General features: G+C 60.6%; 15 protein-coding genes. 6 read left to right on the forward strand and 9 right to left on the reverse strand.

Annotated elements, in window-relative coordinates:
* Positions 1-3 precede the first annotated feature (3 nt).
* Both AUR04nite_RS09805 and AUR04nite_RS09810 read left to right on the forward strand, forming a co-directional pair.
* The gene (locus AUR04nite_RS09805) at positions 4-1,443 is read left to right on the forward strand and encodes a class I adenylate-forming enzyme family protein (protein WP_141364460.1); all 1,440 of its coding nucleotides are present in this window, start codon (positions 4-6) and stop codon (positions 1,441-1,443) included.
* Positions 1,440-2,618 carry a thiolase family protein gene (locus tag AUR04nite_RS09810; protein WP_141364462.1) on the forward strand — a complete coding sequence of 393 codons (1,179 nt, stop codon included), beginning with the start codon at positions 1,440-1,442 and terminating at the stop codon, positions 2,616-2,618. Before AUR04nite_RS09805 ends, AUR04nite_RS09810 begins: the two co-directional genes overlap by 4 nt.
* Here AUR04nite_RS09810 and AUR04nite_RS09815 read toward each other — a convergent pair.
* From AUR04nite_RS09815 to AUR04nite_RS09840, 6 genes are all read right to left on the reverse strand, one after another.
* Entirely contained in the window at positions 2,608-2,949 is a 342-nt protein-coding gene (locus AUR04nite_RS09815) for a metal-sulfur cluster assembly factor (protein ID WP_407646683.1), read from the reverse strand. The genes AUR04nite_RS09810 and AUR04nite_RS09815 overlap by 11 nt on opposite strands.
* Before the next feature lie 187 nt (positions 2,950-3,136).
* Positions 3,137-3,481 (reverse strand): metal-sulfur cluster assembly factor, encoded by a 345-nt coding sequence (locus tag AUR04nite_RS09820; protein WP_141364464.1) that lies wholly within the window; start codon positions 3,479-3,481, stop codon positions 3,137-3,139.
* Between the two features lie 14 nt (positions 3,482-3,495).
* Entirely contained in the window at positions 3,496-4,254 is a 759-nt protein-coding gene (gene sufC / locus AUR04nite_RS09825; RefSeq protein WP_141364466.1) for a Fe-S cluster assembly ATPase SufC, read from the reverse strand.
* Between the two features lie 45 nt (positions 4,255-4,299).
* Positions 4,300-5,580, reverse strand: a complete 1,281-nt coding sequence (gene sufD, locus AUR04nite_RS09830; protein WP_141364468.1) for a Fe-S cluster assembly protein SufD — start codon at positions 5,578-5,580, stop codon at positions 4,300-4,302.
* A 2-nt stretch (positions 5,581-5,582) separates the two neighbouring features.
* The gene (sufB, locus tag AUR04nite_RS09835) at positions 5,583-7,043 is read right to left on the reverse strand and encodes a Fe-S cluster assembly protein SufB (RefSeq protein WP_141364470.1); all 1,461 of its coding nucleotides are present in this window, start codon (positions 7,041-7,043) and stop codon (positions 5,583-5,585) included.
* A complete protein-coding gene (locus tag AUR04nite_RS09840) occupies positions 7,040-7,801 on the reverse strand; it encodes a helix-turn-helix transcriptional regulator (RefSeq protein WP_246055472.1) in 762 nt (253 codons plus the stop codon). Before AUR04nite_RS09840 ends, sufB begins: the two co-directional genes overlap by 4 nt.
* A 221-nt stretch (positions 7,802-8,022) precedes the next feature.
* Between AUR04nite_RS09840 and AUR04nite_RS09845 the strand changes: the two genes are divergently transcribed.
* From AUR04nite_RS09845 to AUR04nite_RS09855, 3 genes are read left to right on the forward strand one after another with little or no spacing between them, the layout of a single operon-like run.
* Complete coding sequence (locus AUR04nite_RS09845) at positions 8,023-8,976, forward strand: ABC transporter ATP-binding protein (RefSeq protein ID WP_407646684.1); 954 nt, start codon at positions 8,023-8,025, stop codon at positions 8,974-8,976.
* A complete protein-coding gene (locus AUR04nite_RS09850) occupies positions 8,973-9,734 on the forward strand; it encodes an ABC transporter permease (protein ID WP_141364476.1) in 762 nt (253 codons plus the stop codon). The genes AUR04nite_RS09845 and AUR04nite_RS09850 overlap by 4 nt, the downstream gene beginning before the upstream one ends.
* 30 nt (positions 9,735-9,764) lie before the next feature.
* A complete protein-coding gene (locus AUR04nite_RS09855) occupies positions 9,765-10,703 on the forward strand; it encodes a COX15/CtaA family protein (protein ID WP_141364478.1) in 939 nt (312 codons plus the stop codon).
* Positions 10,704-10,762: 59 nt separating this feature from the next.
* Here the strand turns inward: AUR04nite_RS09855 and AUR04nite_RS09860 are convergent, their stop codons facing one another.
* The 3 genes from AUR04nite_RS09860 to AUR04nite_RS09870 form a co-directional block, all read right to left on the reverse strand.
* The gene (locus AUR04nite_RS09860) at positions 10,763-11,728 is read right to left on the reverse strand and encodes a DUF1700 domain-containing protein (protein ID WP_170184165.1); all 966 of its coding nucleotides are present in this window, start codon (positions 11,726-11,728) and stop codon (positions 10,763-10,765) included.
* Positions 11,721-12,062 (reverse strand): PadR family transcriptional regulator, encoded by a 342-nt coding sequence (locus AUR04nite_RS09865; RefSeq protein WP_141364482.1) that lies wholly within the window; start codon positions 12,060-12,062, stop codon positions 11,721-11,723. Before AUR04nite_RS09865 ends, AUR04nite_RS09860 begins: the two co-directional genes overlap by 8 nt.
* Positions 12,063-12,219: 157 nt before the next feature.
* Positions 12,220-13,167, reverse strand: a complete 948-nt coding sequence (locus tag AUR04nite_RS09870) for a heme o synthase (RefSeq protein ID WP_141364484.1) — start codon at positions 13,165-13,167, stop codon at positions 12,220-12,222.
* A gap of 722 nt (positions 13,168-13,889) precedes the next feature.
* Between AUR04nite_RS09870 and tkt the strand changes: the two genes are divergently transcribed.
* Entirely contained in the window at positions 13,890-16,004 is a 2,115-nt protein-coding gene (gene tkt / locus AUR04nite_RS09875; RefSeq protein ID WP_141364487.1) for a transketolase, read from the forward strand.
* The last annotated feature ends 7 nt before the right edge of the window (positions 16,005-16,011 follow it).

Below are 16,011 nucleotides of genomic sequence, written 5' to 3' on the forward strand. Positions count from 1 at the left end.
ACCATGGACTTCGCCAGTTCTCTGGAGTTTTGGGCCCGGAGCGCACCAGAACGAATCGCTGTAGCGAACGTTCACGAGGAACTCACCTTTCTCGAACTTGCGCTCCGGGCTCAGGCTTTCTCTCAGCAGCTGCAGGATGTGGAGGAGGCGCGTGTAGGAATCTGCACCTCAGATCCAGTGACGATGGCTGTGGGATTCTTTGCTTCGGTCTTGGCTGACAAGTCTCTAGCCATTCTTGACCCCGCCTGGCCGAGTGAACTTTTTCTTCGCCTCTCACAACAGCTTGGTGTCAGATCGGTCATCTCAGAGGTACCGCTGGCAGAAGAAACAGGATCATTGATGGTCCAGCTCGACCCGCCAAAGGTCCGTCCTGACAACCCGCTACTCCCCCTGACTCAGCATCTCGCGTCGCGTGAACTGCTGGTCATCTGCACCTCCGGATCCACTGGACTTCCAAAAGCCATCGTCAGAACCCAAGACTCTTGGCAGCAATCAATCCACGCTGGTGCTGCACTGCTTGGAGCAGTGCCTTCGGCCGTGACCATCTGCCCGGGCCCCGTCTCCCACGGCCTTAGCCTCTACGCCCTGGTGGAATCGATCGTTACCGGCGGCACCATGATCGCCACCGGCCGGTTCAATTTGAGCAGCCTCATTGAGCTGGCGGAGCTTTACGCGTGCACCCGGCTGGTATCCGTCCCTACCATCATTGACAGAGTCTGCAGAGAGGTTCAGCATTCATCGCTCGCGTCGCTGCGCACGGTCGTCAGCGGCGGCGAACCGCTCCAGCAAGACACCGTCGACCGACTCTTCTCGCTGCCATCGGTTGAATCTTGCGTCGAATACTACGGGAGCAGTGAACACAGCCTCATTGCCTATCGACACCGTCACGCTCGGGAAGAACCCGGCAAGACCTTCAAAGGAACGCTTTTCCCCGGAGTCGAGGTCCATATCCACGACCAATCGCCCAACGCCGGATTTGGCTCGCTCTTTGTCGACAGCCCTTTTATCGCCACCGGCTACGACGCAGGCACAGCCGTGCAGATCGACCGCTGCGGTACCTCAACCGGAATCGGCGACCAGGGACGAATTTCCCACCGCGGCCAACTGGAGTTGCAAGGCCGGGGCGGATCAATGTTCAACATCCACGGCAATAACATCCACCCCAAGGAAATCACCCTCGCATTCGGCGAAATAGGGCTCCCCGGGGTGAGAGTCGATGCAGAAGTCAGGGACGGCAGAACCCTCTTGGTTGCCTACGCCGTCCTTGGCCACGCGGCGCTGGAAGAACTGGCAGACCAGCTGGCGCGTAAGCTGCCAACATATAAGATCCCCCATGAACTGGTGCTGCTCTCCTCATGGCCGACAACTGCCAGCGGGAAGTCACTTGTCCACGGATACCGGAATTATGAAGAACTAGTCGTGAAGAGAGTGGCCTTGCGATGAATGACGCATATCTCGTCCTTGCCCTGCGCACCCCAGTAGTCCGGGCAGGAAAAGAATTCTCCCGCGTCGGTGCCGAGAAGCTATTGGGACTCGTCATTGACGAACTCCTCGAACGGTCGCAGATCGACCCGGCACGAATAGACCATGTCTTTGCCGGAAACGCCGCGGGGCCCGGAGGCAACATAGCACGCGTCGCCGCCCTGTCTTCGCGTCTTCCGAACAGCATCGGAGCCACCAGCATTGACGCGCAGTGTGCCAGCGGACTGGAAGCCATAGCATCGGCTGCTCGCATGATCCGCAGCGGAGAAGCCCATGCTGTGATTGCCGGCGGCGTCGAATCAGTGAGTACGGCACCCTGGCGCATGGAGAAGCAAACCGATCCGATGATCCAGCCGCGCCTTTATTCGCGGGCGCGCTTCACCCCGGCGCCCGACCCGGATCCCGACATGGGCGTTGCCGCCGAAAACATCGCGCAGCGTTGCGGCATCGACAGGGCCCGGCAGGATGCTTTCGCGCTGCGCAGCCACCAACGAGCCCTCCAGGCACTGGCCCAAGGAGCTTTTGACGCCGAGATCGTTGCCGTGCCGACTTCGGCAGGACTCGTCGTAAATGACACCTGTCCGCGGTCGAATTTGACCATGAAGAAGCTGCAGGCGCTCAAGCCGGCATTCGTCGAAGGCGGTAGCGTCAGCGCCGGAAATTCATGTCCGATCAACGACGGTGCATCGGCTGTACTGCTGGTCAGCGGGCAGCTGCTTGAGGAACTGGAGATCGGTTTTGCCTTGAAATACGTTGCGTCCGCTTCTGGAGGCTGCGATCCCGAGGTCCTCGGTCTGGCTGCTGTGCCTGCCTTTGAACGGCTTGCTAGGACCATGGGCGCTTCTCCCCTGCAGGAAGATTCGTTCATCGAATTCAATGAGGCCTTCGCTGTGCAGGCGTTGGCCTGCCTCGACCAGCTGGGCATCGACGAGCGGCGAGTGAACCAGCAGGGCGGGGCCCTGGCCCTGGGGCACCCCTATGGAGCCAGCGGCGCAATTCTCACGACTCGATTATTCTGGCAGGCCCGCGCAGCCTCACGCACTGGGCAGCGGTCTATAGCGCTTATGGCCGCCGCCGGCGGCACCGGTTCGGCAGTTGCCTTCGAATCGGTCGTTGCGCCGCGGACTACAGGTTGAATCCCAGGGCGCGCATCTGGTCTCTGCCGTCATCGGTGATCCGTTCAGGACCCCATGGCGGAGTCCATACCCAATTCAGGTGGTAGACGGTCACCAACTGCTTCAGTGCCTGCGAGACCTGTTCTTCGATGATTTCGGTCAGCGGGCAGGCCGCCGTGGTCAGCGTCATGTCGATCTCGAGTACGTTTTCTTCTGAATAGCGTAATCCGTACACCAGCCCCAGATCGACGATGTTCACCCCCAGTTCGGGGTCGATCACGTCCTTGAGCGCTTCCTCGATGTCCTCCAGCGGTCTGGCAATCCGTGTGATGGTGTCCCGCGCGTCGCTCAACATCGACTCCTAGTCTTTTAGGTTTACCTACAATAATTACAGAAAACTATACGCGCGTAATGAACTACTTGGCTAGCGCCATCCTTTGCCGTCTCGGCAGGAAGCTCTGGACCTCGAAAGACGCCCCAAAGCAAAAAGTGCCGGAAGAGAATCAAGTTCTCTTCCGGCACCTTTCAGTTAGCCGATGCTAGATGTTGAAGCCGAGGGCTCGCATCTGATCGCGACCGTCGTCGGTGATCCGTTCTGGACCCCAAGGCGGCATCCAGACCCAGTTCAACCGGTGCTCGTCCACAACGCTTTCCAGCGCCTTGGCAACCTGCTCCTCGATGATATCGGTGAGCGGGCAGGCGGCGGTGGTCAGCGTCAGGTCCAAGAGCAGTGCGCCGTCGTCGGCGTACTTCAGCCCATAAAGCAGGCCAAGGTCGACGATGTTGACTCCCAGTTCGGGGTCGATGACGTCCTTGAGTGCTTCCTCGACATCCTCCAAGGGAGTCGTGGTGGCTCCCAGATGCTGTTCGGTCGATTCGCTCATTGGAATTTCCCTTACTAGGCCGAGACGCTGGTGTAGCGGTCGTAGCCTTCTTCTTCCAGGCGGTCAGCCAGTTCCGGACCGCCCTGCTCTGCAACCTTGCCGTCAACGAACACGTGGACGAAGTCTGGCTTGATGTAGCGCAGGATTCGGGTGTAGTGGGTGATCAGCAGGGTGCCCATGTTGTTCTCGTCCTGAGCGCGGTTGACGCCCTCGGAAACGATCTTCAGTGCGTCGACGTCCAGGCCGGAGTCGGTCTCGTCGAGAACTGCGAACTTTGGCTTGAACAGTTCAAGCTGCAGGATCTCGACGCGCTTCTTCTCGCCGCCGGAGAAGCCTTCGTTGACGTTGCGCTGTGCGAAGTCGGCATCGATCTTCAGCTTGCTCATGGCTTCCTTGACGTCCTTGGTCCAGGTACGCAGCTTAGGAGCTTCACCGTCGATTGCAGTCTTTGCGGTGCGCAGGAAGTTGGTCATGGTGACGCCCGGTACCTCGACTGGGTACTGCATTGCCAAGAACAGGCCAGCCTTGGCGCGCTCGTCAACGCTCATCTCCAGCACATCTTCGCCGTCCAGGGTGATGGAACCCGAGGTGACGTTGTAGCGTGGGTGGCCGGCGATGGTCGACGCCAGGGTCGACTTGCCCGAACCGTTGGGGCCCATGATTGCGTGGGTCTCATTGGTGTTGATGGTCAGGGTTACACCCTTGAGAATTTCCTTCTCGCCCTGCTCGGTGTCGATCGAGACGTGCAGGTCCTTGATTTCCAGAGTAGACATACGTCGTTCCGTTTCTTTCTAAAAGCTGATGAAGACAGGCGCTGACTAGTTGTCAGTTGCAGCCAGTTCGGATTCGATGGTGTCGGTCAGACGCTCCTGCAGAGCTTCGTCGCCGATCTGCTGGACGATTTCGTTCAGGAAGCCACGAACCACCAGACGGCGTGCGGTCTTCTCGTCGATGCCGCGGGCCATCAGGTAGAACAGGTGCTCATCGTCGAAGCGGCCGGTGGTCGATGCGTGTCCCGCACCGTCGATCAGACCGGTTTCGATTTCCAGGTTGGGCACCGAGTCGGCGCGGGCGCCGTCGGTCAGAACCAGGTTGCGGTTTGCTTCGTAGGAGTCGGTGCCCACGGCGGCCTTCTGAATCAGCACGTCGCCAACCCAAACGGTGTGGGCATCCTTGCCCTGCAGCGCGCCCTTGTACAGCACGTTCGACTTGCAGTTTGCCACTGCGTGGTCAACGAACAGACGGTGCTCCAGGTGCTGGCCGGCGTCTGCGAAGTACAGGCCGTACAGCTCAACCTCGGCGCGTTCGCCGGTGAAGCGGGCAGATGGGTTCACGCGCACCAGGTCGCCACCGAAGGTGACTGCAACGTGCTTGAAGGAAGCACCTGCTGCAACCAGTGCCTGCTGCGAGGAAGCATGGACGGAGTCGTCCTCCCATGCCTGCAGGGACACGACGGTCAGGCGTGCGTTCGGGCGGACGTCGAATTCGACGTTCTGTGCCAGCACGGCCGAACCAACGTGGTCCAGAACAACGGTTGCTTCCGAGTTTTCCTCGGCAACAACGATGATGTGCTGGGCGGCTGCTTCCAGCGACTCGCCGGTGATGCGCAGGGTGGCCTTTTCGCCTTCGGCATTCTTTGGAATGGTCACTACCTGAGAGGTAGTGGCGTACTTCCAGCCATTGGCCGAGACGCGGTCATCCGGCGTGTGGGCGATGCCGTTGAGCACGTCATCGGCTGGCACCTCGGACAGGGTGACGACGTCGCTGCCGGTCAGTTCGACCTTTGGCGCTGCGCCGGTGAGCTCATCGGTGTGCAGGCCCTTGATGCGCTTAAGCGGGGTGAAGCGCCAGTCTTCTTCGCGGCCGGTCAGCTTGGCGAAGTCGTCAACGTTGTAGCTGGTCAAACGGCCTGCACGCGAGGAGTCAGGCACACCGACACCGCCGCCGTGGCTGTGGGCCTTGGCTGCAGAGCCGCCCAAAGGCGAGCTGGTGTTGTCGTTGATCGGCGAAAGGTCTTCGCCCTCTTCGGTGAAACCAGGAATGGATGGTGCGCCGATGCGCGCCTTCTCTTCTGGGATATGGGTGGTGGTCTCCGACATTCTTAGCCGACCGATCCTTCCATCTGAAGTTCAATAAGGCGGTTCAGTTCCAGTGCGTATTCCATTGGCAGCTCGCGGGCGATCGGCTCGACGAAGCCGCGCACGATCATTGCCATGGCCTCGTCCTCGGCCAGGCCGCGGGACTGTAGGTAGAACAGCTGCTCTTCGGAAACGCGGGAAACGGTTGCCTCGTGGCCCATGGTGACGTCGTCTTCACGAACGTCGATGTATGGGTAGGTATCCGAGCGCGAGATCTGGTCAACCAGCAGCGCGTCACAGACGACCGAGTTCTTGGTGCCCTTGGCGCCTTCGCGGACCTGGACCAGGCCACGGTAGGCCGAACGGCCGCCGTTGCGGGCCACCGACTTGGCAACAATTGCCGAAGAGGTGTTAGGGGCAATGTGCACCATCTTGGAACCGGTGTCCTGGTGCTGGTCTGCGCCAGCGAAAGCGATCGACAGGGTCTCGCCCTTGGCGTGCTCGCCGACCAGGTAGACAGCTGGGTACTTCATGGTGACCTTGGAACCGATGTTGCCATCGACCCATTCCATGGTTGCGCCCTCTTCACAGACGGCGCGCTTGGTCACCAGGTTGTACACGTTGTTCGACCAGTTCTGGATCGTGGTGTAGCGAACGCGGGCGTTCTTCTTCACGATGATCTCAACAACAGCCGAGTGCAGCGAGTCCGACTTGTAGACCGGAGCGGTGCAGCCCTCGATGTAGTGGACGTAGGAGCCCTCATCAGCGATGATCAGGGTGCGCTCGAACTGGCCCATGTTCTCGGTGTTGATGCGGAAGTAGGCCTGCAGCGGGATTTCCACGTGGACGCCCTTAGGGACGTACACGAAGGAGCCGCCGGACCATGCAGCGGTGTTCAGCGAAGCGAACTTGTTGTCGCCTGCTGGAATGACCGAACCGAAGTACTCCTGGAAGATCTCCGGGTGTTCCTTCAAGCCGGTGTCGGTGTCGAGGAAGATGACGCCCTGACGCTCAAGGTCTTCACGCAGCTGGTGGTAGACAACCTCAGACTCGTACTGGGCGGCCACGCCGGAAACCAGCGCCTGCTTCTCAGCCTCTGGGATGCCCAGCTTGTCGTAGGTGTTCTTGATGTCCTCTGGCAGGTCTTCCCAGCTGGTTGCCTGCTTCTCGGTGGAGCGGACAAAGTACTTGATGTTGTCGAAGTCGATGCCCGAGAGGTCTGGACCCCAGGTTGGCATTGGCTTGCGGTCGAAGTACTTCAGAGCCTTCTGGCGGATGTCCAGCATCCACTCTGGCTCGCTCTTCAGAGCCGAGATGTTTGCAACAACATCCTTGTCGATGCCTCGGCGTGCATTTGCGCCTGCAACGTCCTTGTCGGCCCAACCGTATTCGTAATTACCGATTCCCTGGAGTTCAGGGTTCTTCTCCAGAATCTCGGAAATTACACCTGGGTCTGCTGACTCCTGTGCAATCTGATCCGTCATCGCGGCCTCTCCTGCTTCGTGAACTGAATTCGAGTTCTCTTCTCGGCGCGCATTGGCGCCTTTTCACGACCCACAGGGATGTGAGTCGTACACACGTGTCCGCCGCCGGCCAAAGTCGAGAGCCTACGCACATCAACCCCGAGCAATCGGGCGAACATTTCAGTTTCCGTGTCACAAAACACCGGAAACTCCCGTGCCAAGTCTTGTATCGGGCAGTGTCCCTGGCACAGCTGAACGCTGTGCATCAGAGCCGTTGCCACCTTCGTATCAACCTTGCGGGTATACCCCACAAATCCGTCGGCACTGAGCAGTTCGCTCAATACCTCCGCGCGGGCTTCGAGCCCTTCAACGCCGGCCAACGCCTTGGCGTAGCGGGCCTCCATCGTGGCAAAACGGTCGCTGGCGAACTTGCGAATCGCATCTTCGCCGGCCGCCTGGCCAAGCACTTTCAACGCGTCCGTGGCGATTTCCAAGTAATCGTTGCCGAGCTTGGCCTGGCCACGGTGGGAAAGTACGTACCTGCGAGACGGGCGACCTGCGCCGGTCTTCTGATTGGCTACCAGTTTTACTTCGACGAGCCCAGCCTTGGACAGGGCATCAAGGTGACGGCGGACCGCCGCGGGTGTGAAGCCAAGCTTGCTTCCAAGTTCAGCTGCACTGACCGGCCCATCTTCAAGAACTGCATTCAGGACCCGGTCGCGCGTGCGTTCCTCCGTATCACCCGGAACCGCGGCAACTGCCGCTTCCGAGCCACTCACTGAGTTTGATTTAGATGAATACACAACACAATCATGCGTAAATTTTAGCCGTCAGTCTAGTAAGGAAGGACTTACTAAGGGCGGGCTTTCCAGCCTAGTGATCTAGCTAAATATCGAACTGCTTCTTACGTCATCAATTCTCCCGCTATTACGCCGACAACTCGAGCATTGGTGACATAGCACTCAGAGAATATGACTTCGACATCGCGTAGAATGCAGTGGTGTCTTCTGTAACCCCCAGCCTTGTCATTAACGAGCTGGCCAAAGATCTAGGTCCAGTTCCGGCCTTGGACAACCGCATGCTGCGAGTCTTGGAGTCGGTTTCACTCAAGGCCTATCCAGGCCAGGTCACAACACTTCTAGGATCCAACGGCGCTGGCAAGTCGACAACGCTTGCCTGTGCCCAGGGGCTGCTGCGCCCCGAAGGCGGAACCGTCGAACTGCTGGGCCAAGACCCCTATGGCGACAAGCCCGAACTCCGCGCCCGCGTTGGCGTGATGCTCCAGGACGGCGGCCTTCCACCGTCGATGCGGCCCATTCCCCTGCTCCGGCACGTGGCGTCCCTGTATCGCAATCCCATCGACATCGATGTCATCATCAAGCGCCTTGACCTCGAATCCTTCGGCTCGCGCACCATCCGTCGGCTTTCCGGTGGGCAGAAGCAGCGCGTCGCCCTGGCCGTGGCCCTGGCAGGAGATCCCGAGGTACTCTTCCTCGACGAACCCAGCGCGGGCCTGGACCCCCAGTCCCGGCAGGTAGTCTTCGACCTCATCGCCGAACTGCGCGATGCTGGCAAGGCGATCATCTTGACCACGCATTTGATGGACGACGCCCAGAAGCTCAGCGACTACGTCTACATCATCGACAAGGGCTGCACGGTAGCCCAGGGCACCGTATCCGAGCTCATCGCCCGAGCACAGGAAGAGCAGGACGCCCGCCCCGTATCCTTCAGCGCACGGACCGGGCTGGCACTCCCACAGCCGCCCGAAGGCCTCCACCTGACCGAAACCTCGGCCGGTCAGTACCGGCTTGACGGAGTCAGCTCGCCGGATCACCTGCAGTGGCTGACCAGTTGGTGGGTGCGGGAACAGATCCTGCCCACGCAGCTGAACCTGCAGGCACGCAGCCTTGAAGACGTCTTCCTTGAATTTGCCCAGAAGGAGGAGCAGGCATGAGCCAAACTCTTTCCGAACCCCGTGCAGTATCCCCGCTCAAGCGCATTTTGATCCAGGGCAAGTACGAGTCGCTGCAGATGCTCAGCAACGGCGAACAGCTGATCCTGGCAGTCGTCATGCCGATGATTGCGCTGTTCGTCTTGACCTTCACGGACCTGATCTCTGATATTGCAGACCGCACCATCGACGCCGCGGTGCCGGGCGTGCTCGCGCTGTGCGTCATCTCCACCGCTTTCACTGGCCAGGGAATCGGCACCGGCTTCGACCGGCGCTATGGAGTGCTGAAAATGTTCTCCACCACGCCGCTGGGCAAGACCGGCCTGATCTTCGGCAAGGTCATCGCGGTGCTGACGGTGCTGCTGATTCAGGTGGTGCTGATCAGCATCGCCGCGCTGCTCATGGGCTGGGAACCCAATGCCTGGGGCATTCTGCCCGGAATCTTATTCCTTCTGCTGGGGGCCGCGGCCTTCACGTCCCTGGGCCTGCTGATCGCCGGCACCGTCCGCCCCGAAGCCACGCTGGCCATTACCAACCTCGCCTGGATCCTGCTGGCCGGCGCCGGCGGCGTGCTCTACCCGCTGAGCATGGCTCCCGCCTGGATCCAGCCGACCTTGAACGCGCTGCCTTCCGCCGCGCTGGGCGATGCCATGCGCAGCGCGCTCATCGACGGCCACTTCAACCTTGCCGCTTTGATTTTCTTGGTGCTGTGGGCCGTCGTCGGCTCATTTGCCTGCATCAAGAAGTTCAAGTGGACCTAAACCACCTTTCGAATCTAAAGGGAGATTCTCATGTCTTCAGACCTGGCTTCGCGAAGCTGGTCAGACAAGCTGCCGACGACGGTCACCCGCCTCGTTCACGGCCTGGCCATCGCCTCTCTGATCTCGCAGATCGGCATCATCGTCACCGGCGGTGCAGTGCGCCTGACCAAGTCCGGCCTCGGCTGCTCCAACTGGCCCAATTGTGTCCCGGGCTCGATGACCCCGGTTCCTGAAATGGGCATCCACGGCATCATCGAGTTCGGCAACCGCACGCTGACCTTCGTCCTGCTGATCATTGCGATCGCTTTCCTCATGGCCATCTGGAACATGCGCTCCAGCCACAAGACCCTCTTCACCCTGGGCCTAGTCCTGCTGGCAGGCATCCCAGCGCAGGGCGTCATCGGCGGCATCACCGTCTGGACCAAGCTGAACCCTTGGGTTGTCTCCCTGCACTTCCTGCTGTCTGGAGCGCTGGTCATCCTTGCAACGCTGCTGGTCAACCGCACCGGCGCGGAACTGAAGAAGCAGCAGGCTGAGCCCACCTCCAAGAACATCCGGGTCGTGGCCTACGCCATCTGGATCCTGTCGATGATCGCGGTCATCCTGGGCACCGTCGTCACCGGCACCGGACCCCATGCAGGCGACGCCAACGCGCCTCGCCACATGTTCGACACCCTGCTGGTCACTCGCATGCACGCGGCGCCGGTGTACATGCTGGTCCTGGCGACGATTGCGCTGGTCATCCTTGCCCGCAAGGCTGGCGGCAATGCACGACTGCGCACCTCGATCTGGTGGATGGTTGCGGTGATCCTGTTGCAGGCGGCCATCGGCTACACCCAGCACTTCACCGGCCTGCCAATCCTGCTGGTCCTCTTCCACATGCTTGGCGCAAGCCTGCTGCTGGCCTCGACCACTGACGTCTGGGACCGGGCGGTGCTTCTGCCGAAGTATCAGACGATTTCACGCTAGCCGCTAGCGCCTCAGTTGAATGCCCCTTGCCTTTTGGCAAGGGGCATTCAGCTTTCTAGCTAGTTTTTGCGATAGAGCCACCGCACAGGGTTCAGCCACAACACCCCGACCAGGCCCAGGAAAAGGTAGATTGCACCGGCCAGCCAGACCGCCAGCACCATCATCCCCATGCTGAATACCGACATCGCCAACAGCAGCACACCGATCACCAGCAGTGCAGCATGCGCCGCCTTCCAGTTCAGCGCAACGCCCACGCCGCACAGACCAAGCACCGCCGCAATCGGAACCGAGAAACCGTCGCCCACAGCTGCCCCGGACACCATTCCAGCAATTAGCATCGCCGGAGCGAGCAGCACCACGAGCGCGGCCAGCAGCCGCCAGCCAAGGGAAATCTGCTTGACGCGCCGCTCGGGGTTCCTGTTGGCTGCTCCTGCTGCCACCATCAGCCAGCCCACCAGCACCAGCGGCAGGTAGAAGACTCCAAGGTTCAGCCCCAGTAGGAAGATGGCGGCCGAAAGAACCAGGGCCGCCAGAACCCTGTATACCTGTCCTTTGCCCAAAGGAATCACAGCGCCAACGACGACCAGAGCAGTTGGAATCATGAACAACAGCATGAGCCCTGCACCGAAATCCGCGCTCATGCCATAGTTGATCCATGAGCTCGGCAGCCAATCAGGCCACACCTCTTCCAACCCGGTGGACGGGTATAGCCATGTATCAACAGCGGCCGCGAGCAAGCCGACGAACACCGCAGCGATACCCAGAGCCTTGAGCCGGTAGCGAGCATCCGCTCCTGATACCTTCTCCTCGCCGACGGATTCGCTCATCATTCCCGCGATGTCCTTAACGGACCCCAGAGCATCAATGATCTGGGCATCGGTGCGCCCCTCCCCGCGGGCTTCATCGATATGCTCGGCAACATCGGCAAGTACCGCCTGGCGCTGTGCGGCTGGCAAGTTGCGCAGTTCCGAATCCAGTTCTTCCAAGTACCGGGCAACCAGCGACTGCTTCTTCGGCTTACGCATGTTGATCCTCCAATAGTTCTTGCACTTGTCCAGAAATCTCATTCCACACTGTCGCGAATTGAGCCAGCTGCTCGGACCCGCGTTGGGTGATTTCGTAGTACTTCCTCCGGCGCCCGCTGTCGCCGCCTTCCCATCGTGTGTCGACCAGGCCGGCGGCTTTCAGCCGAGCCAGCAGCGGATAGAGGCTGCCTTCACTGGCCGTCAGATTCCGTTCAACCAAGGCTTCAGCGAGTTCCAAGCCGTACATTTCGCGTTGGGCAAGCATTGCCAGCACGCAGTACTCCAACACTCCCTTGCGTATATTCGTCGCAATTTTCTCGCCCGATTCGTCCATGTCAACAACTTATCTTGCATAACAAGACTTGTCTAGCAAGACTTGCGGCTATTGCCCCATTCAAGCTCGTTCCAGCGGCCAGGAGGCACGAAAAAACCTCGGCTGCAGATCCCCTTGGAGGTTCTGCAGCCGAGGCTTTACAGGTATGAGCCCTACCTTATGGAAGCAGCGGGCTTCCTACGAACGGATCAATGGCCAGCGCCAAGAAGACGATCGACAGGTAGGTGATCGAGATGTGGAAGACCTTCATGGCCTTGCGGTTCACTTCGGCAGGCTTATGGTCGGCCTGCGCCTCGCGGTAGAGCACGTGGGATTCGTACACGAACCAGAGTCCAGCCACGCCCGCTACAACGGTATAGACGATGCCCGCCCCGCCCAGCGGGACCAGCAGCAGCGAACAAACGACGGTGGCCCATGCGTAGAGCACCACCTGCACCGAGACGCGCCGCGCGTTGGCGATCGCACCGAGCATCGGCACCGAGGCCGCGTTGTAGTCGTCCGCATACTTCATGGACAGCGGCCAGTAGTGCGGAGGGGTCCAAAGGAAGATGACCAGGAACAGGATGACAGCTGGCCACTCGATAGTTTCCTTGACCGCAGCCCAAGCGATCAGCACTGGCATGCAGCCCGCGATTCCACCCCACACGATGTTCTGGGCGGTGCGGCGCTTGAGGATCAACGTATAGAACACGACGTACAGCAGGATCGCCGCAAGACCCAGTGCAGTAGTCAATGGGTTCGTCCCGAACCAGAAGACCACCAGGGACGCGATTGCCAGCGCCCAGGAGAAGACCAGCGCTTCCTTCGGGGTCAGGTCGCCGGTCACCAGCGGACGGCCCTTGGTGCGCTTCATCAGCTTGTCCATATCGCGGTCGATATAGCAGTTGAAGGCACCAGAAGCACCAGCGGCCATAGCACCACCAACAATGGTGGAGATCATGAGCCACACCGACGGGAAACCGCGTTCGGCGAAGATCATGGTGGGAAGGGTGCTCACCAGCAACAGTTCAACAACGCGAGGCTTGGTCAGTGCGAGATACGCACTAGCCTTGCGGTTGATGAAGGCGCCGAGAGCCTCTTCAGGCTGGCGCGATGCGCGTGGCACTGAGGTGCCAACGACACTTTGAGTCTTCAATTAAACGCACTCAGTTCTTCACGGGTACAAGGACAGACACAACTTATTCTACGACGAATAGAAATTGAATGAAACTCTCCGCGGGAAGAACATCTGCGAATATCTAGTGATTTCAGTCAACTTAAAGCCTCATCCACATCCGCCGTACGTACGCCATTGACTCAATGCGAAGCCGACAACTGTCCACCATTCGAACGCCATTTCAGCATGCACAGAACCAACCTCAGCACTGTGTTCAGCGACACCAGCTTCAGCCGCTGACCTTCAGCATTGGTCCAGGCAGGCCCGAAAAGCACGCCTGAGCAGATTCTTTGAACTGCCAACCTAATGTCGTCTAAACAATGATTGCAATCTGTAGAGGAGGTATCTACAAAAACTAAAGCTAGTACGTACCCAGCATGCAAAAGTTCCAGAACTTCGCCGCCTGCCCGCAACCCAGCAGCCGTCGCGCACCATGAACCGGGGCAGCTGGTTGCCCAGTCTCAACTCATGAATTCCAAGGCCGCGAATCTTCTGATGTCATGTTGCTTAACCCGCGCATCACAGGGCGGTTTCGCGATAGAGTTGATCTTGATTGCGCCGTCGCGAACCATGACCCCTTAAGCTCGAGCACCGGGTACATAGGACCGACGGCGTATTGCGTGTCAGCGGGAGACATCTCCCGTCCAAGCCTGAATGGAAGGAACGCCGCCGTGGCGACTGAATCCTTAGTAGAAGAGTTCTCACTCACCGAGTTGGACCACAAAGCCATTGACACCGCCCGTGTCCTGGCCGCCGACGCTGTAGAAAAAGTTGGCAACGGCCACCCCGGCACGGCCATCAGCTTGGCACCCGCCGCGTATCTGATCTTCCAGAAACATCTGCGACATGACCCCAAGGATCCAAACTGGATCGGCCGCGACCGCTTCATCTTGTCCCCCGGCCACACGTCGCTGACCCTGTACCTGCAGCTCTTCCTCTCCGGCTACGGCCTGGAAATGGAAGACATCGCTTCGCTGCGCACCTGGGGCGCCAAGACCCCTGGCCACCCGGAGTACGGACACACCGCCGGCGTTGAAATCACCACCGGCCCGCTGGGCCAGGGACTGGCTTCCGCCGTGGGCTTCGCCTACGCCCAGCGCCGCATGCGCGGCCTGATGGATCCGGATGCGGCGGCCGGCACCAGCCCGTTCGACCACACCATCTATGTCATCGCTTCCGACGGCGACCTGCAGGAAGGCGTCACCTCCGAGGCCTCCTCGCTGGCAGGCCACCAGGAGCTCGGCAACCTCGTCGTCATCTACGACGACAACAAGATCTCCATCGAAGACGACACCGACATCGCCTTCACCGAAGACGTTCTGGCGCGCTACGCGGCCTACGGCTGGCACACCCAGCGCGTCGACTGGACCGAAACCGGCGAATACGTCGAAGACCTGGGCGCACTGGATGCAGCAATCCGCGCGGCCAAGACCGAGACCGGCCGCCCGTCGATCATCTCGCTGCGCACCATCATCGGCTGGCCTTCGCCGACCAAGCAGAACACCGGCGGCATCCACGGCTCCAAGTTAGGCGCCGAGGAAGTTGCAGGCCTGAAGAAGGCTCTTGGCTTCGACCCGGAGGCGAACTTCGCCATTGCCGAGGACGTGCTGGCCCACGCCCGCGAGACCATCACCCGCGGCGCAGCTATCCACGAAGCCTGGAACGCAGGCTTCGATGCGTGGAAGAGCGCCAACCCTGCCAACGCAGAGCTGCTGGCACGCCTGGAATCGGGCAAGCTGCCCGAGGGCTGGACCGAGAAGCTTCCAAGCTTTGAAGCCGGATCCACGATGGCCACCCGCGCAGCATCAGGCAAGGTCATCAACGCCATCGCCGACGAGCTGCCCGAGCTCTGGGGCGGCTCTGCCGACCTTGCAGGCTCGAACAACACCACCATCGCCACGGCGAAGTCCTTCGCCCCAGAGCGCCGCGCCACCGATACCTGGTCCACCAGCCCGTATGGCCGGGTGCTGCACTTCGGCATCCGCGAGCATGCAGCGGCATCGATCGTGAACGGCATCGTGCTTTCCAGCCCGACCCGCGCGTTCTCCGGCACCTTCCTGATCTTCTCCGACTACCAGCGCCCGGCCATCCGCCTGGCTGCGCTGATGGGCGTGCCATCGATCTTCGTCTGGACCCACGACTCCATCGGCCTGGGCGAAGACGGCCCAACCCACCAGCCGGTAGAGCAGCTGGCTTCGCTGCGCGCCATCCCGAACTTCGACGTGGTCCGCCCGGCCGACGCCAACGAGGTGGCCTACGCCTGGCGCGGCATGCTGGAGCTGACCGACACCCCTTCGAGCATCGTGCTCTCCCGCCAGAACCTGCCGATCTACGACCGTTCGGCCGCCGGCTTCCGCGGCGCCGAGGGCACCTTGAAGGGCGGCTACATCCTAGCCGAAGCGGTGCGCGAGGGCGCAGAGGTGACCCCTGATGTCATCCTGCTCGCCACCGGCTCGGAAGTCGAGCTGGCCGTCGAGGCCCGCGAAGCGCTGGCCGCGAAGAACATCGCCGCCCGCGTGGTCTCCCTACCGAGCCATGAATGGTTCGCCAAGCAGGACGCGGCCTACCGCGAAGAGGTGCTGCCGGCATCCGTCGCCGCCCGAGTGTCGGTCGAGGCCGGCGTGGCCCAGGGCTGGCGCGAGCTGGTCGGCGCGCACGGCGAGATCGTCTCGCTAGACCACTTCGGCGCATCCGCCGATTACAAGTTGCTGTACTCGGAATTCGGCATCACCACCGACGCGGTGGTGGCCGCCGCCGAAAAATCAGTACAGAACGCCGCCAAGTAAAGGAACT

It is taken from the genome of Glutamicibacter uratoxydans, from assembly GCF_006539925.1.
Lineage (GTDB): Bacteria > Actinomycetota > Actinomycetes > Actinomycetales > Micrococcaceae > Glutamicibacter > Glutamicibacter uratoxydans.

Coding starts and splice junctions, on each gene's coding strand:
- AUR04nite_RS09805 (WP_141364460.1), top strand. CDS start 4: ATGGACTTCGCCAGTTCTCTGGAGTTTTGGGCCCGGAGCGCACCAGAA.
- AUR04nite_RS09810 (WP_141364462.1), top strand. CDS start 1,440: ATGAATGACGCATATCTCGTCCTTGCCCTGCGCACCCCAGTAGTCCGG.
- AUR04nite_RS09820 (WP_141364464.1), bottom strand. CDS start 3,481: ATGAGCGAATCGACCGAACAGCATCTGGGAGCCACCACGACTCCCTTG.
- sufC (WP_141364466.1), bottom strand. CDS start 4,254: ATGTCTACTCTGGAAATCAAGGACCTGCACGTCTCGATCGACACCGAG.
- sufD (WP_141364468.1), bottom strand. CDS start 5,580: ATGTCGGAGACCACCACCCATATCCCAGAAGAGAAGGCGCGCATCGGC.
- sufB (WP_141364470.1), bottom strand. CDS start 7,043: ATGACGGATCAGATTGCACAGGAGTCAGCAGACCCAGGTGTAATTTCC.
- AUR04nite_RS09850 (WP_141364476.1), top strand. CDS start 8,973: ATGAGCCAAACTCTTTCCGAACCCCGTGCAGTATCCCCGCTCAAGCGC.
- AUR04nite_RS09855 (WP_141364478.1), top strand. CDS start 9,765: ATGTCTTCAGACCTGGCTTCGCGAAGCTGGTCAGACAAGCTGCCGACG.
- AUR04nite_RS09860 (WP_170184165.1), bottom strand. CDS start 11,728: ATGCGTAAGCCGAAGAAGCAGTCGCTGGTTGCCCGGTACTTGGAAGAA.
- AUR04nite_RS09865 (WP_141364482.1), bottom strand. CDS start 12,062: ATGGACGAATCGGGCGAGAAAATTGCGACGAATATACGCAAGGGAGTG.